This window comes from Pseudomonas sp. B329 (assembly GCF_023127835.1).
In the GTDB taxonomy this organism is placed as follows: Bacteria; Pseudomonadota; Gammaproteobacteria; order Pseudomonadales; family Pseudomonadaceae; genus Aquipseudomonas; species Aquipseudomonas synxantha_A.
Map to the genome: position 1 here is coordinate 12,659 of NZ_SPKP01000021.1, position 20,028 is coordinate 32,686.

17 protein-coding genes are annotated in these 20,028 nt (G+C 60.5%); 12 read left to right on the forward strand and 5 right to left on the reverse strand.

What is annotated here, in order from left to right; all coding sequences use genetic code 11:
* Nucleotides 1-47: 47 nt before the first annotated feature.
* The 3 genes from E4P00_RS12450 to E4P00_RS12460 are packed head-to-tail and all read right to left on the reverse strand — an operon-like array spanning nucleotide 48 to nucleotide 2,727.
* Nucleotides 48-815 carry a heme ABC transporter ATP-binding protein gene (locus tag E4P00_RS12450; protein ID WP_078822315.1) on the reverse strand — a complete coding sequence of 256 codons (768 nt, stop codon included), beginning with the start codon at nucleotides 813-815 and terminating at the stop codon, nucleotides 48-50.
* A complete protein-coding gene (locus tag E4P00_RS12455; RefSeq protein ID WP_177327434.1) occupies nucleotides 815-1,798 on the reverse strand; it encodes an iron ABC transporter permease in 984 nt (327 codons plus the stop codon). Before E4P00_RS12455 ends, E4P00_RS12450 begins: the two co-directional genes overlap by 1 nt.
* Nucleotides 1,799-1,848: 50 nt before the next feature.
* Nucleotides 1,849-2,727 (reverse strand): ABC transporter substrate-binding protein, encoded by an 879-nt coding sequence (locus tag E4P00_RS12460; protein ID WP_103734794.1) that lies wholly within the window; start codon nucleotides 2,725-2,727, stop codon nucleotides 1,849-1,851.
* 156 nt (nucleotides 2,728-2,883) lie between these two features.
* Between E4P00_RS12460 and E4P00_RS12465 the strand changes: the two genes are divergently transcribed.
* A complete protein-coding gene (locus E4P00_RS12465; protein ID WP_005791425.1) occupies nucleotides 2,884-3,201 on the forward strand; it encodes a Rieske (2Fe-2S) protein in 318 nt (105 codons plus the stop codon).
* Here the strand turns inward: E4P00_RS12465 and sfsA are convergent.
* Both sfsA and E4P00_RS12475 read right to left on the reverse strand, forming a co-directional pair.
* Complete coding sequence (gene sfsA / locus E4P00_RS12470; protein WP_005791427.1) at nucleotides 3,198-3,911, reverse strand: DNA/RNA nuclease SfsA; 714 nt, start codon at nucleotides 3,909-3,911, stop codon at nucleotides 3,198-3,200. The two genes, E4P00_RS12465 and sfsA, sit on opposite strands and share 4 nt — an antisense overlap.
* Complete coding sequence (locus E4P00_RS12475; protein ID WP_005791428.1) at nucleotides 3,911-5,083, reverse strand: pyridoxal phosphate-dependent aminotransferase; 1,173 nt, start codon at nucleotides 5,081-5,083, stop codon at nucleotides 3,911-3,913. The genes sfsA and E4P00_RS12475 overlap by 1 nt, the downstream gene beginning before the upstream one ends.
* 319 nt (nucleotides 5,084-5,402) lie before the next feature.
* Here E4P00_RS12475 and dksA point away from each other — a divergent pair, with 319 nt between their 5' ends.
* The 11 genes from dksA (at nucleotide 5,403) to acs (ending at nucleotide 19,977) form a co-directional block, all read left to right on the forward strand.
* A complete protein-coding gene (dksA, locus tag E4P00_RS12480; RefSeq protein WP_005791430.1) occupies nucleotides 5,403-5,837 on the forward strand; it encodes an RNA polymerase-binding protein DksA in 435 nt (144 codons plus the stop codon).
* An 82-nt stretch (nucleotides 5,838-5,919) separates the two neighbouring features.
* The gene (gene gluQRS, locus E4P00_RS12485) at nucleotides 5,920-6,807 is read left to right on the forward strand and encodes a tRNA glutamyl-Q(34) synthetase GluQRS (RefSeq protein WP_248131629.1); all 888 of its coding nucleotides are present in this window, start codon (nucleotides 5,920-5,922) and stop codon (nucleotides 6,805-6,807) included.
* A gap of 62 nt (nucleotides 6,808-6,869) precedes the next feature.
* The gene (locus E4P00_RS12490; protein WP_003176118.1) at nucleotides 6,870-7,046 is read left to right on the forward strand and encodes a hypothetical protein; all 177 of its coding nucleotides are present in this window, start codon (nucleotides 6,870-6,872) and stop codon (nucleotides 7,044-7,046) included.
* Nucleotides 7,030-9,984, forward strand: coding sequence for a sensor histidine kinase (locus tag E4P00_RS12495; RefSeq protein WP_005791453.1), 2,955 nt, complete (start codon nucleotides 7,030-7,032; stop codon nucleotides 9,982-9,984). The genes E4P00_RS12490 and E4P00_RS12495 overlap by 17 nt, the downstream gene beginning before the upstream one ends.
* Nucleotides 9,985-10,006: 22 nt before the next feature.
* The gene (locus E4P00_RS12500; protein ID WP_032879456.1) at nucleotides 10,007-11,446 is read left to right on the forward strand and encodes a sigma-54 dependent transcriptional regulator; all 1,440 of its coding nucleotides are present in this window, start codon (nucleotides 10,007-10,009) and stop codon (nucleotides 11,444-11,446) included.
* A gap of 697 nt (nucleotides 11,447-12,143) precedes the next feature.
* On the forward strand, nucleotides 12,144-13,547 hold the full coding sequence (locus tag E4P00_RS12505; protein WP_032879455.1) for a polynucleotide adenylyltransferase PcnB: 1,404 nt from the start codon (nucleotides 12,144-12,146) through the stop codon (nucleotides 13,545-13,547).
* A 2-nt stretch (nucleotides 13,548-13,549) separates the two neighbouring features.
* Complete coding sequence (gene folK, locus E4P00_RS12510; RefSeq protein ID WP_248131631.1) at nucleotides 13,550-14,035, forward strand: 2-amino-4-hydroxy-6-hydroxymethyldihydropteridine diphosphokinase; 486 nt, start codon at nucleotides 13,550-13,552, stop codon at nucleotides 14,033-14,035.
* Nucleotides 14,036-14,397: 362 nt separating this feature from the next.
* Nucleotides 14,398-15,198 (forward strand): 3-methyl-2-oxobutanoate hydroxymethyltransferase, encoded by an 801-nt coding sequence (gene panB, locus E4P00_RS12515; RefSeq protein ID WP_032879452.1) that lies wholly within the window; start codon nucleotides 14,398-14,400, stop codon nucleotides 15,196-15,198.
* Entirely contained in the window at nucleotides 15,195-16,046 is an 852-nt protein-coding gene (gene panC, locus E4P00_RS12520) for a pantoate--beta-alanine ligase (protein ID WP_032879451.1), read from the forward strand. The genes panB and panC overlap by 4 nt, the downstream gene beginning before the upstream one ends.
* A 223-nt stretch (nucleotides 16,047-16,269) precedes the next feature.
* Complete coding sequence (gene pgi, locus E4P00_RS12525) at nucleotides 16,270-17,934, forward strand: glucose-6-phosphate isomerase (protein WP_032879450.1); 1,665 nt, start codon at nucleotides 16,270-16,272, stop codon at nucleotides 17,932-17,934.
* A 105-nt stretch (nucleotides 17,935-18,039) separates the two neighbouring features.
* Nucleotides 18,040-19,977 carry an acetate--CoA ligase gene (acs, locus tag E4P00_RS12530; RefSeq protein ID WP_103734798.1) on the forward strand — a complete coding sequence of 646 codons (1,938 nt, stop codon included), beginning with the start codon at nucleotides 18,040-18,042 and terminating at the stop codon, nucleotides 19,975-19,977.
* Nucleotides 19,978-20,028: the final 51 nt, after the last annotated feature.

Sequence of the window (20,028 nt, forward strand, 5' to 3'; positions counted from 1 at the left end):
TTGACCCGGCTCTTGCCGGGTCTTTTTTTGCCTGCAAATTACTGACTTCAGCGCGCAATGATCAGCGGATGTCCCCGCTCCGGATGCGGTTGTACCAGCACATCCAGACCAAATACAGCCTTGAGTGGCTCAGGTTGCAGGACTGTTGCGGGCCTATCCAGAGCATGGGGGCGCCCGCCTTCCAGCAGCAGGATCCGGTCGCAGTAACGCGCCGCCAGGTTCAAGTCATGCAGGATCACCAGCACCGCAGCCCCCTTGTCGGCAAAGCTGCGAATCGCCTGCAAGGTGGTGTGCTGGTGCAGGGGATCAAGCATCGACGTTGGCTCGTCCAACAACAACGTTTGCCCCGCCTCACCTGGCCATAACTGCGCCAACACCCGCGCCAAGTGCACCCTTTGTCGCTCGCCGCCCGACAAGGCCAGGTAACTGCGGCCACTCAGGTGGCCCACGTCGGCCGCGTGCAGCGCCGCGCGGACGATTTGATCGTCGCGCACTCGCCCGGTCTGATGAGGCAAGCGCCCCATGCCCACCACCTCTTCGACACGAAAGGCGAAGTCCAGGGTGGACGTCTGTGGCAACACCGCCAGACGCTGGGCACGTTGCGCCCCTCCCAGACTCTTCAATTCTTGCTGGTCCAACCAGATCTTGCCCTCATCAGGCGACAACTCCCCGCACAGCGCTCCGAGCAAGGTACTTTTGCCCGCACCATTGGGCCCCAGCACGCCCAGCACTTCGCCCGGCAGCAGGTCCAAGGTGACATCGGACAACACGGTTTTACCACCGCGCCGAATCTGCAACGCTTCTACCCGCAGCATCAGGCGCGCCCTCGTAACAATAAATAGAGGAAAAATGGCGCACCGATAAATGCAGTGACAATACCGATCGGCAGTTCCGCCGGCGCCAACGCCAAGCGCGCCACCAGATCGGCAAACAACAGCAGGCTCGCGCCCGCCAGCACTGACGCCGGTAACAGCACCCGATGATCCGGCCCCGCCAGCAGCCGCACCAGATGTGGCACCACCAAACCGACAAAACCAATCATGCCCGCAGCCGCCACGGCTGCACCAACGCCCAGGGCTGTGCAGAACACCAACTCGCGCTTGAGCCCCTCAACATCAATGCCCAGATGATTGGCCTCCGACTCACCCAGCAGCAATGCGTTCAGCGCTTTCGCCCGGCGCGGCAACCACAGCGCCACGCCCGCGCTTACCAACAGCAAGGGCCACAACCGCGAATAGCTCGCGCCATTGAGGCTACCCAGGTTCCAGAACGTCAGGGTGCGCAAGGTGGCATCGTCGGCCAGATAGGTAAACAGCCCCACCGTTGAGCTGGCCAGTGCCGTCAGCGCGATACCGGCAAGCAGCATCGTCGCGACATTGGTCTGGCCATTGCGACGCCCCAACCGGTAGACCAGTGCGGTAACGCCCAGCCCCCCCAGAAATGCGCACAGCGACAACAAATAGGGACCGAACGCATCCGGCAGCCCACCGAAGAACGAACCGCCGACAATCGCCACCGCTGCCCCCAACGCCGCACCGCTGGACACACCCACCAACCCAGGATCGGCCAGCGGGTTGCGAAACAATCCCTGCATCGCCACGCCCGACAACGCAAGGACACCGCCGACGGCCAGCCCCAAAAGGGTCCGCGGCAGGCGAATCTGCCCCAGAATCAATTCAGCCTGCTCCAACCCCGCCGCCTCAATCGGCACGCCCAATAGCCTTAACGCGGCTCTGAGCGTATCAATCAACGGCAAGCTGACCGGTCCGAGGGCCAATGAAAGCCAGATCGCCAACACACACAGCAGCGACAGGCCAATAAACAGTGTCTTGGGCTTAAGCAGAGTGGTCATGGAGCCGATTTAGCCTGGGACGGATAAAAACCAGCGGACAGTTTCACCAGGTTTTCTGGCAATCGCGGCCCCAGGCCACCCACCAGCAAGGTCGGATCCAGTTCAAACACTCGCCCACGCTTGGCTGCCGGTGTCGACGCGAGAATCGGGTTTTCCTTGAACAAGGCAGCGCGCGCCGCATCACCGGTCAGCGCGCGATCGGCAAACACCAGCACATCAGGGCTCAACCCCGCCAAAGACTCGACTGAAAAGGGCTTATAGCCCGAGTGCGTGGCCAGGTTACGTCCGCCCGCCTGCTGCAATATCCAATCGGCGGCCGTGTCCTTGCCCGCGATCAGCGGCTTGCCACCGGCATGGCCCAGCAACAACAGCACGCCCGGAGCCTTTTGCGCCGCCTGGGCCTTGGTCACCCAGCTTTTTTGCTGCTCCAGCGCCTGCCCGTATTTGGCAAACAGTGCGTCTGCCCGGGTCTCACTGCCCAGCAGTTTTCCCAAGTGTTCAAGGTTGCCCTTCAATGTCGGCAGATCCGGCTGGGCCGAAAACATCTCGACCTGCACGCCGGCATTGCGAATCTGCGCCAGTACCGGCGGCGGCCCCATTTCCTCAGTGCCCACAAGGATTTGCGGGCGCAGGCTGAGAATGCCTTCAGCGGACAGCTGCCGCTGGTAGCCAATGCTCGGCAACGCCTTGAGCGACTGCGGATGCTGGCTGGTGGTGTCGACCCCGACCAATTTCGATTCGCCGCCCAAAGCCGTCACCCATTCCGATAGCGCCCCTCCAGCACTGACCCAGCGTTGTGGCAGTTCAGAGGCGTGTGCCCCGTGGTTGACCAGTAATGAGGCAACAAGCGCAATAGCGCTGGTACTCAGGCGCATAACAGGGTTTCCTTCCTAGGGCAGGGCCATTCAGGCACTCATCAATGTGACAGAACATTGCTGCCGGACATCGTATTAAGCACCCAGTCAGCTGACGGGCGAAGCGGCCATTTGATAATTGTTTGCATTTGAACGTCAAGGCACTTAAGGATTGAAATGAAGTTTCTCTGCCCCTCAAGCGACCTCGCACCCAACAGCAGCCGCGGTTTTGATATCGATGGCCATAAACTGCTGGCCGTGCGCCGGGATGGCATTGCCTACTTCTATCGCAACCGCTGCCCCCATCGCGGCATCCCGCTGGAATGGCAGCCCGACCGTTTCCTCGACGCCAGCGCCAGCCTGATCCAATGCGCCACCCATGGCGCCCTGTTCCTGATCGAGAGCGGCGAGTGCATCGCCGGCCCGTGCGCAGGCCAGAGTCTCACCGCCCTGCCCGGCCATGAGGATGAACAAGGCTTGTGGGTAGAACTCTAGTCGCCCAACAACACCTTCAGTCGACGCTCGACATACATCTCTTGCGGTGTGACCCGCACGCCGTAAGCCAGCACCTCGACACCCGCGGCCTTGGCCTCGCGTAACGCCGCAGCGTAACCGGCATCAATTTCCACCGCTGGGCGAACCGCATCGATGCCCGACAAATTCACGCAATACAACTGCACCGCCCGCACGCCTTCACGCGCCAGGTGAGCCAGTTCGCGCAAGTGCTTGGCGCCGCGCTGCGTCACTGCATCAGGAAAAGCCGCCACCGAGGTTGCGTCAAAACCCAGGGTGACGCTTTTGACCTCCACGAAGGCGGCGCCCTGTGGGTAATCCAGGCGAAAGTCAATGCGGCTCTTCTCCTGACCGTACGGCACTTCACGCTTGAGCGCCGTAAAGCCATTGAGTTCAGTGATCACGCCAGCCAGCAGCGCCTCTTCAACCAACTGATTGGCCCGCGCGGTGTTGACGCACGCCAGCCGACCCTGGGGCGTTTCGGCAATTTCCCAGGTGCCTGGCAACTTGCGCTTGGGGTCCGAGGAACGACTGAACCAGACCTGGCCACCTTCGACCATGCAATTGAGCATCGAGCCGGTGTTCGGGCAATGAATGGTAAGCAACTCGCCGGTAACGGTTTCGATATCGGTGAGAAAACGCTTGTAGCGGCGGATCAGCCGCCCTTCTTCAAGAGGAGGATAAAAGCGCATCAGCCTTGCCAGCTCCGCAGGCCACGAGCGATGCGCTCCACCGCTTCTTGCAGCCGGTCAATATTTTGCGTGTAGGCAAAACGCACATGGTGGCCCGCTTGATAACGACCGAAATCCAGCCCGGGTGTAAAAGCCACGTGCTCGGTCTCCAGAAAGTGACGGCAGAACGCGAAGGCATCGCCGCCGAACGCGCTGATATCGGCATACAAATAAAACGCCCCTTCCGGCTCCACGGCGATACCGAATCCAAGCTCGCGCAGCGCCGGCAGCAGAAAGTCACGACGCCGGCCGAATTCGGCGCGGCGCTCTTCAAGAATGCTCAGAGTCTGCGGGGTAAAACAGGCCAAGGCAGCGTACTGGGCCATGCTCGGCGCACTGATGTAGAGGTTCTGCGCCAGTTTTTCCAATTCGCTGATCGCAGCAGGAGGCGCTATCAGCCAACCGAGGCGCCATCCGGTCATGCCGAAATACTTCGAAAAACTATTCAAGACGAAGGCGTCATCGTCGACTTCCAGCACGCTGGCGGCATCGGTGCCGTAGGTAAGGCCGTGGTAGATCTCGTCCACTACCAAGTGGCCGTTACGCGCTTTGACTGCACTCGACAAGCCTGCCAGTTCGTCCCTCGTGAGGACTGTGCCGGTAGGGTTGGCCGGTGACGCAACCAGCGCGCCCACGCTGTCCTGGTCCCAATGCCTGGCGACCAGATCGGCGGTCAACTGATAGCGGACCTCAGGCCCCACCGGCACCAATTGCGCCGCGCCCTCTACCAGCCGCAGAAAGTGTCGATTGCAGGGGTAGCCTGGATCAGCCAGCAGCCAGTGCTTGCCAGGGTCGACCAGCAAGCTGCTGGCCAACAGCAACGCGCCGGAGCCACCGGGCGTAATCAAGATACGCTCGGGATCGACACTCAAGCCGTAGCGCTGCTGGTAAAACCCGCTGATGGCCTCGCGCAACTCGGGCACCCCACGGGCCGCCGTGTAGCGCGTCTTGCCGTTGGCCAGCGCAGCCTGGCCGGCCTGGATGATCGGCTCGGCGGTGGTAAAGTCCGGTTCGCCGATTTCCAGATGGATCACGTCGTGGCCGGCAGCCTGCAGCTCATTGGCGCGTGCCAGCAACGCCATGACATGAAAAGGTTCGATGGCGCGACTGCGCGCACTGTAGGGCTGAGCCATTAGCCTTCCTTAACGGTGAGGACAAAATCAGGATTCTACCGAACCCTCGCGGTAAAACATGCTCTATTGCCTGATTGGGGCTGCAAGTGCACCCTGCGCACGCTCGTAAAACAGCTAAAATCAACATTCGAGGCGATACATACCCAGTCATGGCGGGCTGCTGCAGTTTGCAACCCCTTTGCCCTGGAGCTCGACAACCGGGAGTAGCGCACCCTGAATCTATCTGGTAAGTTCGCCCGCTTGCAGCCGCAGGGCCGGCAGGTGTCGGTGACGTTGCAATCCTGCGCAATGGATTAGAAGAGTGAGAGGCGGTCTATTCATGTCCACCCAAGCAAAGCAACAGAGCATCAGCGGTTTCCAGCCCTACGTTGAATCCAAGGGCGAGGAATACATGGGCAAGCCCATGCGCGAGCACTTCTCCAAAATCCTGAAGCAGTGGAAGCAGGACTTGATGCAGGAAGTCGACCGCACGGTTGACCATATGAAGGACGAAGCAGCCAACTTCCCGGACCCGGCAGACCGTGCCAGCCAGGAAGAGGAATTCGCCCTTGAACTGCGCGCTCGTGATCGCGAACGCAAGTTGATCAAGAAGATCGACAAGACCCTGCAATTGATCGAAGACGAAGAGTATGGCTGGTGCGAATCCTGCGGCGTCGAGATCGGTATTCGCCGCCTCGAAGCCCGCCCGACTGCGGACCTGTGCGTAGACTGCAAGACCTTGGCTGAAATCAAGGAAAAACAGGTCGGCAAGTAACCTTGCCGAGCTGAACGAATGGGGCGTGCAAACGCCCCATTTTTGTTTCTGGCGTTTACCGGTTTTGCAGTAGTATCCGCCCATGACAGCCTCTACCTATATCGGGCGTTTCGCCCCCACGCCCAGCGGCCATTTGCACTTCGGCTCCCTGGTTGCTGCCCTCGCCTCCTACCTCGACGCACGCGCCCAACATGGCCGCTGGTTGATGCGCATGGAAGACCTTGACCCTCCCCGTGAAGAGCCCGGCGCCCAGGCAGCGATCCTGCATGCCCTGCAAAGCTACGGCTTTGAATGGGATGGCGAGCTGGTTCGGCAGAGCGAGCGGCATGACGCCTACGCCAAAGTGCTGAATGACCTGTTCAACCATGGCCTGGCCTATGCCTGCACATGCTCGCGCAAGCAACTGGAACCCTACAACGGGATTTACCCAGGCTTGTGCCGCAATGCCGGCCACGACCAGCAGGATGCTGCCATCCGTCTGCGTGTGCCTGAACTGGAATACCACTTTACCGACCGCGTGCAGGGCGAGTTCCGACAGCATCTGGGCCGCGACGCCGGCGACTTCATCATCCGGCGCCGCGACGGCCTCTACGCCTATCAGTTGGCCGTGGTCCTCGACGATGCCTGGCAAGGGGTTACCGATATCGTGCGCGGCGCCGACCTGCTGGACTCCACGCCGCGCCAGCTTTACTTGCAAGAGCTGCTCGGCCTGCGCCAGCCACGTTACCTGCATGTACCACTGATTGTGCAGCCGGACGGCAACAAACTGGGAAAATCCTACCGCTCCCCACCGTTGACCGCCGACCAGGCCACGCCCTTGCTGCTTCGCGCACTGCGCGCCCTCGGCCAGCCAACCGGTAACGAACTGCTTTACGCAAGCCCACGGGAACTGCTGGATTGGGGCATTGCGCACTGGGACGCTACGCAGATCCCGCGCACACTCACGCTGGCCGAAGCGCAATTGAGTTGAAGGCGCTTGCAGGTTGCCCGCCATCCGTTACCATCGCCGCAGATTTTTAATCAGAGGCCAATATGTACATCTATCGATTGGTCCTGTTGCTGGTCGTCGGGATCTACCTGTTCTCCCCCGCCATCATGGATTGGTGGATCGACGCCACGGGCGCCTGGTATCGCCCTTATCTGCTATGGCTGATCCTGATCGTCGTGACCTTCATCCTGCAGAGCCAAAAAGATGCCGATGAGCTTTAGCCTCACCCAGATGCTGCTGATCAGCGCCGCCTACCTGGCTGCTTTGTTCGGCGTGGCCTGGATCAGTGAGCGCGGAATGATTCCGCGGGCGATCATTCGCCATCCGCTGACCTACACCTTGTCCCTGGGCGTGTACGCCAGCGCCTGGGCGTTCTACGGTACGGTGGGCCTGGCCTATCAGTACGGCTACGGCTTTCTGTCCAGTTACCTGGGGGTGTCCGGTGCATTCCTGCTGGCGCCGGTGTTGCTGTACCCGATCCTGAAAATCACTCGTACCTACCAGTTATCATCCCTGGCGGACCTGTTTGCCTTCCGCTTTCGCAGTACCTGGGCCGGTGCGCTGACCACGATTTTCATGCTGATCGGCGTACTGCCGTTGCTGGCCCTGCAGATTCAAGCAGTGGCAGACTCCATCAGCATCCTGACCCGCGAACCCGTGCAACACCGTGTTGCCCTGGCTTTCTGTGCACTGATCAGCCTGTTCACAATTTTCTTCGGCTCGCGCCATATTGCTACCCGCGAGAAACACGAAGGTTTGGTGTTCGCAATTGCCTTTGAGTCGGTCATCAAGCTGATCGCCATCGGCGGCGTCGGCCTGTATGCGCTCTACGGCGTGTTCGACGGCCCGCAACAGCTGGAGCTGTGGCTGCTGCAAAACCAGACTGCCCTCGCCGCCCTGCACACACCCTTGCAGGAAGGCCCATGGCGCACGCTGCTGTTGGTGTTCTTCGCCTCGGCGATCGTAATGCCGCACATGTACCACATGACCTTCACCGAAAACCTCAACCCACGCTCACTGGTGAGTGCGAGCTGGGGTTTGCCGCTGTTCCTGTTACTGATGAGCCTGGCGGTGCCGTTGATCCTGTGGGCCGGCCTGAAACTGGGGGCCACCACCAACCCTGAGTATTTCACCCTGGGCATCGGCATTGCCGCCAACAGCCCGGCGTTGGCACTGCTGGCGTATGTCGGCGGTTTGTCGGCGGCCAGTGGATTGATCATTGTCACCACGCTGGCGCTATCGGGCATGGCACTCAACCACTTGGTGCTGCCGCTGTACCAGCCGCCGGCTGAGGGCAATATCTACCGCTGGTTGAAATGGACCCGCCGCGCGCTGATCGTTGCGATCATTACCGCCGGCTACGGGTTCTACCTGCTGCTCGGCGCCGGGCAAGACCTGGCCAACCTTGGCATTGTCGCGTTTGTCGCCACCTTGCAGTTCCTGCCGGGGGTGTTGTCGGTGCTGTACTGGCCGACCGCCAACCGCCGTGGTTTTATCGCAGGGCTGCTGGCGGGGATCCTGGTGTGGATCGTCACCATGTTGCTACCACTGGTCGGCAACTTGCAGGGCTTCTACATCCCGTTGCTGAACATGATTTACGTGCTCGACGACACCAGTTGGCACATGGCGGCCATTGCCTCGCTGGCCGCCAACGTACTGATGTTTACCCTGATCTCATTGTTCACCAACGCCAGTGCCGAAGAAACCAGCGCCGCCGAAGCCTGCGCAGTGGACAACGTGCGTCGCCCGCAACGCCGCGAACTGCACGCAGCCTCGCCCCAGGAGTTTGCCACGCAACTGGCCAAGCCTCTGGGCGCCAAGGCGGCGCAAAAGGAGGTCGAGCAAGCGCTGCGTGACCTCTACCTGCCGTTCGACGAGCGTCGCCCCTATGCCCTGCGCCGTCTGCGTGACCGTATCGAGGCCAACCTCTCCGGCCTGATGGGCCCCAGCGTGTCCCAGGACATGGTCGAAACCTTCCTGCCCTACAAGGCGGGCGGCGAAAACTACGTGACCGAAGACATCCATTTCATCGAAAGCCGGCTGGAGGATTACCACTCACGCCTCACCGGCCTGGCCGCCGAACTCGATGCCTTGCGCCGTTACCACCGCCAGACCTTGCAGGAACTGCCGATGGGTGTCTGTTCCCTGGCCAAGGACCAGGAAATCCTGATGTGGAACAAGGCCATGGAAGAACTCACCGGCATCGCCGCGCAGCGGGTAGTGGGTTCGCGCCTCAATACCCTGGCCGATCCGTGGAAAGAACTGCTTCAGGGGTTTATCAACCTGCCCGACGAGCACTTGCACAAGCAGCACCTGGCCCTCGACGGCCAGACCCGCTGGCTCAACCTGCACAAAGCCGCCATTGATGAGCCCCTGGCCCCCGGTAACAGCGGCCTGGTTTTGCTGGTGGAAGACCTCACCGACACGCAGATGCTCGAAGACAAGCTTGTGCATTCCGAGCGCCTGGCCAGTATTGGTCGTCTCGCAGCCGGCGTGGCCCACGAAATCGGCAACCCGATCACCGGTATCGCCTGCCTGGCGCAGAACCTGCGCGAAGAGCGCGAGGAAGACGGTGAAATCACTGAAATCAGCGGGCAGATCCTTGAACAGACCAAGCGCGTTTCGCGCATCGTGCAGTCGCTGATGAGCTTCGCCCACTCCGGCGCGCATCAAAACCAGGACGAAGCGGTGTGTCTGGCCGAGGTCGCGCAGGACGCCATTGGACTTCTGGCCTTGAATCGGCGCAATTTCGAAGTACAGTTCTTTAATCTGTGTGATCCGGAACATTGGGTCGATGGCGACTCGCAACGCCTGGCCCAAGTGCTGATCAACCTGCTGTCCAACGCACGCGATGCATCGCCGGCCGGCAGCGCTGTACGCGTCAAGAGCGAGGCTTTCGAGCACACGGTCGACCTGATCGTGGAGGACGAAGGCAGCGGCATCCCACAGAACATCATGGACCGATTGTTCGAACCCTTCTTCACCACCAAGGACCCCGGTGAAGGTACCGGTCTGGGCCTTGCACTGGTCTATTCCATCGTTGAAGAGCATTATGGACAAATCACCATCGACAGCCCGGCTGACACCGAAAGCCAACGCGGCACCCGTATCCGGGTGACCTTGCCGCGTCATGTCGAAGCGACGTCCGCTGTGAACTGAGACCGTCGAGAGAATTGAATCAATGCCGCACATTTTGATCGTCGAAGACGAAACCATTATCCGCTCTGCCTTGCGTCGCCTGCTTGAACGAAATCAGTACCAGGTCAGCGAAGCCGGCTCGGTGCAGGAAGCCCAGGAGCGGTTCAGCATCCCCACGTTCGACCTGATTGTCAGCGACCTGCGCCTGCCTGGAGCTCCGGGCACCGAGCTGATCAAGCTGGGCCAAGGCACCCCGGTGCTGATCATGACCAGCTACGCCAGCCTGCGCTCGGCGGTCGACTCGATGAAGATGGGCGCGGTGGACTATATCGCCAAGCCTTTCGATCACGATGAGATGCTCCAAGCCGTGGCCCGCATCCTGCGTGACCGTCAGTCGGCCAGCAGCGCGCCTGCCGAACAGCGTCCAGTCGGCAAAGCGACCAACGGCGCCGACAAGCCCGGTGTGGACAACAGCAATGGCGAGATCGGCATCATCGGCTCCTGCCCGCCGATGCAGGATCTGTACAGCAAGATCCGCAAAGTGGCGCCGACCGATTCCAATGTATTGATCCAGGGCGAGTCGGGCACCGGCAAGGAGCTGGTTGCCCGCGCCCTGCACAACCTGTCCAAGCGCGCCAAGGCACCGATGATCTCGGTGAACTGCGCGGCAATCCCTGAATCGCTGATCGAGTCCGAACTGTTCGGTCACGAGAAAGGCGCGTTCACCGGCGCCAGCGCCGGGCGTGCTGGCCTGGTTGAAGCGGCGGACGGCGGAACCTTGTTCCTCGATGAAATCGGCGAACTGCCACTGGAAGCCCAGGCGCGCTTGTTGCGGGTGTTGCAGGAAGGCGAGATTCGCCGAGTCGGTTCGGTGCAATCGCAAAAGGTTGATGTGCGGCTTATTGCAGCGACGCACCGTGACCTCAAGAGCCTGGCCAAGATCGGCCAGTTCCGTGAAGACTTGTATTACCGCCTGCACGTGATCGCCCTCAAATTGCCGGCCCTGCGCGAGCGCGGCGCCGACGTCAACGAGATCGCCAGTGCGTTCCTGTTACGCCAGAGCGCACGCATCAACCGTACCGACCTGAAGTTTGCCGCGGACGCCGAGCAGGCAATCCGGCATTACTCGTGGCCGGGTAACGTGCGGGAATTGGAGAACGCCGTGGAGCGCGCGGTGATCCTGTCGGAAAGCCCGGAGATTTCCGCCGAGCTTTTGGGCATCGATATCGAGCTCAGTGACCTGGAAGACGATGACTTCATCGGCCTGGCCCCACAACAGGGCGGCGGTAGCAATACCAGTCATGAGCCGACGGAGGATTTGTCACTGGAAGACTACTTCCAGCATTTCGTCCTGGAACATCAGGACCATATGACCGAGACCGAACTGGCCCGCAAACTGGGTGTGAGTCGCAAGTGCCTGTGGGAGCGGCGCCAGCGCCTGGGCATTCCGCGGCGCAAGACCGGGGTTGCCAGCGAGAGCTGAGGGTGCGCCCCTATGGGTAACACCTGTTGATGTGAAAAAACTGTTACCGCTGACTTTTCACGTAACAAAAGCCGGGGCTTACGGTAACGAAGCCCCGGCTTTTTTTTGCCCTCGAAAACTGCAAAACCACCTCAACCCCCTGATTTTGCTGGCCGGCACAAAAGTTGGCACGCACCCTGCTATGTGCTTAGTACAAAAACAATAACAAGCTATGTACAAGACAATAAAAATAAGACGAATCGACTCACGCATAACAAAAACAACACGGCGGAGGCGCAGCTAACTGATTCTTTTGGAGAGGCGTTGCATTTGGGGCTTGCCCCGCAACCAGGCCGAGAACAACAAAAACTGCCCTAAGGCAGAGCCTGAACTGGTTGGATCGTAGATCAGCAACACAGCGACCAAAGCAATCCGTTTGCTCTTGACTCTCGATTGGGAGTGTCATGAAGGTGAAGCTTCATGGCGAGGGCGATCAACAAAAACAAGAAGCCCGAAATCAATAATAAAAATAGAGCACGCAACTACTTCTGGGGGAGCTTCGGCTCCCCTTGTAGTTTCCGGGATTTGACTCCAAAACGCTTATGGCGCAATGCCTGTAGCTTGTTCCTACACCATCCCCTGACTAAATGCTAGAATCCCCGCCCATCATGCGGTCATTCTTCGTTATGGCCGAACATTCCTTCAAACAGTGCATCCCATGCTGAAGAAGTTGTTCCAGTCATTCCGTTCTCCCTTGCGTCGTACGCAACACAAACGCAGCACGCCTGAAGTGCTCAACAGCAGCCAGCATTCGTTGCAGCGCGCTCAATTCAGCCGTTATGCAGTGAACATCGTCGAACGTTTGCAGAACGCCGGCTACCAGGCTTACCTGGTGGGTGGTTGCGTACGCGACATGCTGCTCAATATCACGCCCAAGGATTTCGACGTAGCCACCAGTGCCACGCCTGAACAAGTGCGCGCCGAGTTTCGTAACGCACGAATCATCGGCCGGCGCTTCAAGCTGGTGCATATCCATTTTGGTCGCGAAATCATTGAGGTCGCGACCTTCCGCGCCGGTCACCCGCAAAACGATGAAGAGGAAGACACCAATCAGTCTTCCCGCAACGAGAGCGGGCGCATCCTGCGTGATAACGTCTACGGCACCCTGGAGGAGGACGCGCAACGTCGCGACTTCACCATCAATGCCCTTTATTACGATCCGGTCAGCGAGCGCATCCTCGATTACGCCAATGGCGTACACGACATTCGCAATAACCTGATCCGCCTGATCGGTGACCCGACCCAGCGCTATCAGGAAGATCCGGTGCGTATGCTGCGCGCCGTGCGGTTCGCGGCCAAACTCAACTTCGGTATCGAGAAGCACACTGCCGCGCCGATTCGCGAGCTGGCGCCCATGCTGCGGGAAATCCCCTCGGCACGCCTGTTCGAAGAGGTGCTCAAGTTGTTCCTCTCGGGGTATGCCGCCGACACCTTCGAAATGCTCGTCGACCTGCAGTTGTTCGACCCGCTGTTCCCGGCCAGTGCCGAGGCGCTGGAATACAACCCGACGTACACCCACACGCTGATCAGCGAAGCGTTGGTCAACACCGACCTGCGCATCAAGCAGAACAAACCGGTAACGCCGGCATTCCTGTTTGCCGCCCTGCTGTGGCCAGCGTTGCCCAAGCGCGTACTGCGCCTGCAGGACCGTGGCATGCCGCCAATCCCGGCCATGCAGGAAGCCGCCCACGAACTGATCGCCGAGCAGTGCCAACGCATCGCCATCCCGAAACGCTTCACCATGCCGATCCGCGAAATCTGGGACATGCAGGAACGTTTGCCGCGTCGCAGCGGTAAGCGTGCTGACCTGCTGCTGGACAACCCACGCTTCCGTGCCGGCTACGACTTCCTGCTGCTGCGCGAAAGCGCCGGTGAGCAGACCGATGGCCTGGGCGAATGGTGGACTGACTATCAGGATGCCAATGACAGCCAGCGTCGCGAAATGATTCGTGAGCTTGGCAGCAAAGGCGATGGTGCCGGTGAAGGGCCGAAAAAGCGTCGCCGCAGCGGCAGCAAGCGTAAACGCAGCAGTGCCGATGCCTCGGGCGCCGCGGGCGAATAAACGTGGAACGTATCTACATCGGCATGGGCAGCAACCTGGCTGCCCCGCAACAGCAATTGCGCAGCGCGATCGAGGCGCTGGCGCAACTGCCTGGCACCCACCTCGCCAGTGTGTCTGCCTTTTATCAAAGTGACTCCCTGCTCCCGGGCCAACCGCGCTACACCAACGCGGTTGCGGCACTGGACAGCAGCCTGGCGCCGTTGGACCTGCTCGACGCGCTGCAAGCCATCGAGAATGACCAGGGCCGCGAACGTCTTGAGCGCTGGGGCCCACGTACACTGGATCTGGATATCTTGCTGTTCGGTGATCGCCTGATCGACGAACCGCGCCTCAAGGTGCCGCACTACCAGATGCATCTGCGTGCCTTTGTGCTGTATCCGCTGGCTGAATTGGCGTCAACCGACCTGCAACTGCCTGACGGCCAACGCTTGAGCGCCCTGCTCACAGCCTGCCCATTCGTCGGCCTGGAACGCTTACCGCAAGAATGACTCGGTCAATGTGGGAGCTGGCTTGCCTACGATACAAGCGACTCGGTGTATCAGCCACACTGCGTGGATGCCATCGCAGGCAAGCCAGCTCCCACATCTGATCTGCGCTGCCGTAAACCGCGCACAAGTTGCGCAATGGCGTCAGTAACAGCGGTAACACCGCCATCGTAACAATGCGGTAACACATCCAATTGACTTCCCGTGTCCTCCTCACGACTATAGGCGTCCCGCTGCCGCCAACCCGGCGCTACAGGGCGCAATCCAGGCCTTATAAGCACTGCTTTCAAGACAGTGCGCCTGTATAAACGAAGACTCACGCGCGTTACTCGCTGTTTCCAAGCGCCTGAACGAGGACCCTTTTCATGCCAGACATTACCCTGACCACCTTGCAGAGCCTCAAGCTCAAGGGTGAAAAAATCACCATGCTGACCTGCTATGACGCCACCTTCGCCAACGCCTGTTGCCAGGCCGGGGTTGAAGTGTTGTTAGTGGGCGACTCCCTGGGCATGGTTCTTCAAGGGAATGACAGCACCCTGCCCGTGACCACGGATGAACTGGCCTACCACACCGCCAGCGTCAAGCGTGGCAACGACGGCGCCTTGATCATCGCCGACCTGCCGTTCATGGGGTACGCCACGCTTGAGCAAACCTTCCAGAACGCCGGCAAGCTGATGCAGGCCGGCGCACATATGGTCAAAGTCGAAGGCGCCGTGTGGCTGGCCGAGTCGATCCGGCTGCTGGCTGAACGCGGTGTACCGGTATGTGCACACATGGGCCTGACCCCGCAGTCGGTGAACATCCTCGGCGGCTACAAGGTACAGGGTCGCAATGAAGCCCAGGCGCGCCAGATGCGCGCCGATGCCATCGCCCTGGAACAAGCCGGTGCCGCGATGATTGTGCTGGAGTGCGTCCCCAGCGAACTGGCCGCAGAAATCACCCAGGCCGTCAAAGTGCCGGTAATCGGCATTGGCGCCGGCTCCGCCACCGATGGTCAGGTGCTGGTCCTGCACGACATGCTCGGCCTGTCGATTAGCGGTCACGTACCCAAGTTCGTGAAGAACTTCATGGCCGGCCAGGACAGCATCCACGCAGCCCTGAGCGCTTACGTCAGCGCAGTCAAGAATGTGACTTTCCCAGGCGCTGAACACGGATTCTCGGCATGAACACCGTTAAAACCGTCCGCGAACTGCGGGCTGCCGTGACCCACGCCCGCAGCGCCGGCAAACGCATCGGCTTTGTGCCTACCATGGGCAACCTGCATAGCGGCCATGCCACCCTGGTGACCAAGGCCGCGCAGCAGGCGGATTTCGTGGTGGCGAGCATCTTCGTCAACCCACTGCAATTCGGTGCCGGCGAAGATCTGGATAAATACCCGCGCACCTTGGCCGCCGACCAGGAAAAACTCCTGCAGGCGGGCTGCAACCTGCTGTTCGCCCCCACTGTCGAGGAAATGTACCCCGATGGCATGAACGGCCAGACCCGCGTCAGCGTGCCACAACTGTCCGAAGGCTTGTGCGGCGCCAGCCGCCCAGGGCATTTCGAAGGCGTGGCCACGGTGGTCAGCAAGTTGTTCAACATGGTCCAGCCCGACATGGCCGTATTTGGCCAGAAGGACTACCAGCAGTTGGCGGTCATTCGCGCCATGGTCCGCGATCTGAACATGCCGATCCAGATCATCGGCGAACCCACCGTGCGTGCAGCGGACGGCCTCGCGCTGTCATCACGCAACGGTTACCTCACCGAGGAGCAACGTGCGGTCGCGCCGGTGCTGTACCGCGCCCTCAGCCAGATCGCCACGGCCATCCAAGACGGTGATCATGATTTCGCCAAGCTTCGCGCCGAGCAAATCCGGCAGATTGAAGCCGCAGGGCTACGCATGGACTACCTGGAAGTGCGCCAAGGCGTACATCTGCGCCCGGCCACGGCTGAAGATCGGGATGTGGTGATCCTGGTCGCCGCTTATCTGGGCGCCACACGCCTGATCGATAACCTGCACCTGAACCTCGCCTGACCCCACTTTACCCTCCACCTGTTGCCCCGACGGCTGTGCCGGTATAAAAAAGTACCGGCCACAGCGCAGACAAAGCCAAGACATATCCACACGCTAGGTTTAATGTAATCGCCCTGCGCTATGGTTAGCGCTGTCTGGAACCCAGTCGTTGAGACAAGAATGGATGTTCCGGGCTTTTAAGTGTCCTAAAGGCAGTCCCTGTAATAAAAGGAAACCCGCAGCGATGGCGTACTACCGCACCCCTCATGACGTTACCGCTCTGCCCGCCTGGCAAGCGCTTGTTCAACATCGCCAAGCCATGCAGGATTTCAGCATGCGCGAAGCGTTCAATGCCGACCCTCAGCGCTTTTCCCAATTTACCTTGAGCAGCTGCGGACTTTTCCTCGATTATTCGAAAAACCTGATCACCAGCGAAACCCGCGACCTGCTGGTGGACCTGGCCAAGGAAGTGAACCTTAAAGGCGCGATTGATGCGCTGTACGCGGGCGAGCCCGTCAACTCTTCCGAAGGCCGCCCGGCGCTGCATACCGCCCTGCGCCGCCCGGTGGGTGACAAGCTGTCGGTCAACGGCGTGAACATCATGCCGGACGTGCACAAGGTGCTGAACCAGATTACTGACCTGGTCGGCCGCATCCACGACGGCCTGTGGCGTGGCTACACCGAAAAGCCGATCACCGACGTGGTGAACATCGGCATCGGTGGTTCGTTCCTCGGTCCGGAACTGGTCTCCGAAGCGCTGTTGTCCTACGCCCACAAAGGCGTGCGTTGCCACTACCTGGCGAATATCGACGGCAGCGAGTTCCACGAGCTGACCATGAAGCTGCGCGCCGAGACCACGCTGTTCATTGTGTCGTCCAAATCCTTCAACACCCTTGAAACCCTGAAGAACGCCCAGGCCGCCCGCGCCTGGTACCTGGCCCAGGGTGGTTCGGAAGCTGAGCTGTATCGCCACTTCATCGCCGTTTCGAGCAACAACGCGGCGGCCGTAGCCTTTGGTATTCGTGAAGAGAACATCTTCCCGATGTGGGATTGGGTAGGTGGGCGTTACTCGCTGTGGTCGGCGATTGGCTTGCCAATCGCCCTGGCCATCGGCATGTCCAACTTCAAGGAACTGCTGTCGGGTGCCTACACCATGGACCAGCACTTCCTGAACGCGCCGTTCGAAGCCAACATGCCTGTGCTGCTGGGTTTGCTGGGCGTGTGGTACGGCAACTTCTGGGGCGCGCAGAGCCATGCGATCCTGCCGTACGACCATTACCTGCGTAACATCACCAAGCATTTGCAACAGCTGGACATGGAATCCAACGGCAAGAGCGTCCGCCAGGACGGCACGCCAGTGTCCACCGATACAGGCCCGGTGATCTGGGGCGGCGTAGGCTGCAACGGGCAGCACGCTTACCACCAGCTGCTGCACCAAGGGACGCAACTGATCCCGGCCGACTTCATCGTGCCGATCGTCAGCTTCAACCCGGTCTCCGATCACCACCAGTGGTTATACGCCAACTGCCTGTCCCAGAGCCAGGCACTGATGCTCGGCAAGACCCGCGGCGAAGCCGAAGCCGAGCTGCGTGAAAAGGGCCTGCCGGAAGCGGAAGTGCAGAAGCTGGCACCGCACAAGGTGATCCCGGGCAACCGTCCGAGCAACACCCTCGTGGTCGAACGCATCAGCCCTCGTCGCCTCGGCGCGCTGGTGGCGATGTATGAGCACAAGGTGTTCGTGCAGAGCGTGGTCTGGGGCATCAACGCTTTTGACCAATGGGGCGTTGAACTGGGCAAGGAACTGGGCAAAGGCGTTTACAACCGCCTGACGGGCGCCGAAGAAACCTCAGCCGAGGACGCTTCGACCCAGGGCCTGATCAACTACTTCCGCGGTCGTCACCGCGGCTGATGCTGATCACTCAAGGCCAACGTCTGTTTGGACGTTGGCCTTGAACCCTCCCACCACAGGGTGCATCTTTATCACTTGTCGCAAAAACAAGAATAAGGATCGCTCATGTTCGATATCAGCACGTTTCCCACCGCCGATGCCGTCCGCCGGGCTGCGCAACTCAGTCAAGAAGACTATCAGCGCCTCTATCGCCAATCCATCGAGCAGCCAGAGACCTTCTGGGCCGAACAGGCCAAGGGCTTTCTGGACTGGATAACACCGTGGCACACCGTCCAGCAGTCAGACATCAATACCGGTGCCGCCCAATGGTTTGCCGGCGGCCAACTGAACGTCAGCTACAACTGCATTGACCGTCACCTGGCGCAACGCGCCGATCAGCCGGCCTTCATCTGGGAGGGCGACGATCCGTCAAAATCCTCCACGATCACTTACCGCCAACTGCATCAAAACGTCAGCCGCCTGGCCAATGTGCTGAAAAACCGTGGCGTGAAAAAAGGCGACCGCGTGTGCATCTACATGCCGATGATCCCGGAAGCGGCCTACGCCATGCTGGCCTGCACGCGAATTGGCGCGGTGCACTCGGTGGTGTTTGGCGGGTTTTCGCCTGACGCCCTGCGTGACCGTATTCTCGATGCCGACTGCCGCACCGTGATAACCGCCGACGAAGGCGTGCGCGGCGGCAAGCCCGTGGCGCTGAAACAGAATGTCGATAAAGCCCTGGCCAGTTGCCCGAACGTCAGCACGGTGCTGGTGGTCGAGCGCACCGGAGCCAGCGTGAACTGGAACGAGGGCCGCGACCTCAAGTATCAAGCGGCCCTGGACGCCGCCAGCGACAACTGCCCACCCGAGCCGATGGACGCCGAGGATCCGCTGTTCATCCTCTACACCTCCGGCAGCACCGGCAAACCCAAGGGCGTGCTGCACACCACTGGCGGCTACCTGCTGCAAGCGGCGATGACCTTCAAGTACGTACTCGACTACCAAGAGGGCGAAGTGTTCTGGTGCACCGCCGATGTGGGCTGGGTTACCGGGCATAGCTACATCGTCTACGGTCCGCTGGCCAATGGCGCCACTTCGCTGATGTTCGAGGGCGTGCCGAGTTATCCGGACAGCTCGCGCTTCTGGCAGGTGATCGATAAACATCAGGTGAATATTTTCTACACCGCGCCCACCGCTTTGCGCGCCCTGATGCGTGAAGGCCACGGCCCATTGGAGAGCACCTCCCGCGCCAGCCTGCGCCTGCTGGGCAGTGTCGGTGAGCCGATCAACCCGGAGGCCTGGGACTGGTACTTCAATGCGGTGGGCGAACAGCGCTGCCCCATCGTCGATACCTGGTGGCAAACCGAAACCGGCGGCATCATGCTCAGCCCGCTGGTCAGCGCCCAGCGCATCAAGCCGGGCTGCGCGACACAGCCGATGTTCGGCGTACAACCGGTGCTGCTCGATGAGCAGGGCAAGGAAATCAGCGGCGCCGGCAGTGGCGTGCTGGCGATCAAGGCCAGCTGGCCGGGGCAGATTCGCAGCGTCTACGGCGACCCGCAGCGCATGATCGACACTTACTTCAAGCCCTATCCCGGCTACTACTTCACCGGCGACGGCGCACGCCGCGATGAAGACGGCGACTACTGGATCACCGGTCGCATCGATGATGTGATCAACGTGTCCGGCCATCGCATCGGCACCGCCGAGGTCGAAAGCGCCCTGGTGCTGCATGACCAGGTCGCTGAAGCCGCTGTGGTCGGCTATCCCCATGACGTCAAGGGCCAGGGCATCTATGCCTTTGTAACGCCAATGAACGGCGTCGAGCCCAGCGATACGCTGAAAAAGCACTTGCTGGACCTGGTCAGCAAGGAAATTGGCAGCTTTGCCAAACCGGAACTGATCCAGTGGGCGCCTGCCTTGCCGAAAACCCGCTCCGGAAAGATCATGCGGCGCATCTTGCGCAAGATCGCCTGCAACGAACTGGACAGCCTGGGCGATACCTCAACCCTGGCTGACCCAAGCGTCGTAGACGGGTTGATCGACAAACGCCTGAACCGATAGCGCTCAGGATAATCCCCGGCCTGTGCAGGCCGGGGTTAACTGTTAAACTCC

Bases quoted from the DNA above. Each gene is read 5' to 3' on its own strand.
- E4P00_RS12505 (WP_032879455.1), top strand. From the start codon at position 12,144: ATGCTGAAGAAGTTGTTCCAGTCATTCCGTTCTCCCTTGCGTCGTACG.
- E4P00_RS12500 (WP_032879456.1), top strand. From the start codon at position 10,007: ATGCCGCACATTTTGATCGTCGAAGACGAAACCATTATCCGCTCTGCC.
- gluQRS (WP_248131629.1), top strand. From the start codon at position 5,920: ATGACAGCCTCTACCTATATCGGGCGTTTCGCCCCCACGCCCAGCGGC.
- panB (WP_032879452.1), top strand. From the start codon at position 14,398: ATGCCAGACATTACCCTGACCACCTTGCAGAGCCTCAAGCTCAAGGGT.
- dksA (WP_005791430.1), top strand. From the start codon at position 5,403: ATGTCCACCCAAGCAAAGCAACAGAGCATCAGCGGTTTCCAGCCCTAC.
- E4P00_RS12475 (WP_005791428.1), bottom strand. From the start codon at position 5,083: ATGGCTCAGCCCTACAGTGCGCGCAGTCGCGCCATCGAACCTTTTCAT.
- panC (WP_032879451.1), top strand. From the start codon at position 15,195: ATGAACACCGTTAAAACCGTCCGCGAACTGCGGGCTGCCGTGACCCAC.
- sfsA (WP_005791427.1), bottom strand. From the start codon at position 3,911: ATGCGCTTTTATCCTCCTCTTGAAGAAGGGCGGCTGATCCGCCGCTAC.
- acs (WP_103734798.1), top strand. From the start codon at position 18,040: ATGTTCGATATCAGCACGTTTCCCACCGCCGATGCCGTCCGCCGGGCT.
- pgi (WP_032879450.1), top strand. From the start codon at position 16,270: ATGGCGTACTACCGCACCCCTCATGACGTTACCGCTCTGCCCGCCTGG.
- E4P00_RS12450 (WP_078822315.1), bottom strand. From the start codon at position 815: ATGCTGCGGGTAGAAGCGTTGCAGATTCGGCGCGGTGGTAAAACCGTG.
- E4P00_RS12465 (WP_005791425.1), top strand. From the start codon at position 2,884: ATGAAGTTTCTCTGCCCCTCAAGCGACCTCGCACCCAACAGCAGCCGC.
- E4P00_RS12495 (WP_005791453.1), top strand. From the start codon at position 7,030: ATGCCGATGAGCTTTAGCCTCACCCAGATGCTGCTGATCAGCGCCGCC.
- E4P00_RS12460 (WP_103734794.1), bottom strand. From the start codon at position 2,727: ATGCGCCTGAGTACCAGCGCTATTGCGCTTGTTGCCTCATTACTGGTC.
- E4P00_RS12490 (WP_003176118.1), top strand. From the start codon at position 6,870: ATGTACATCTATCGATTGGTCCTGTTGCTGGTCGTCGGGATCTACCTG.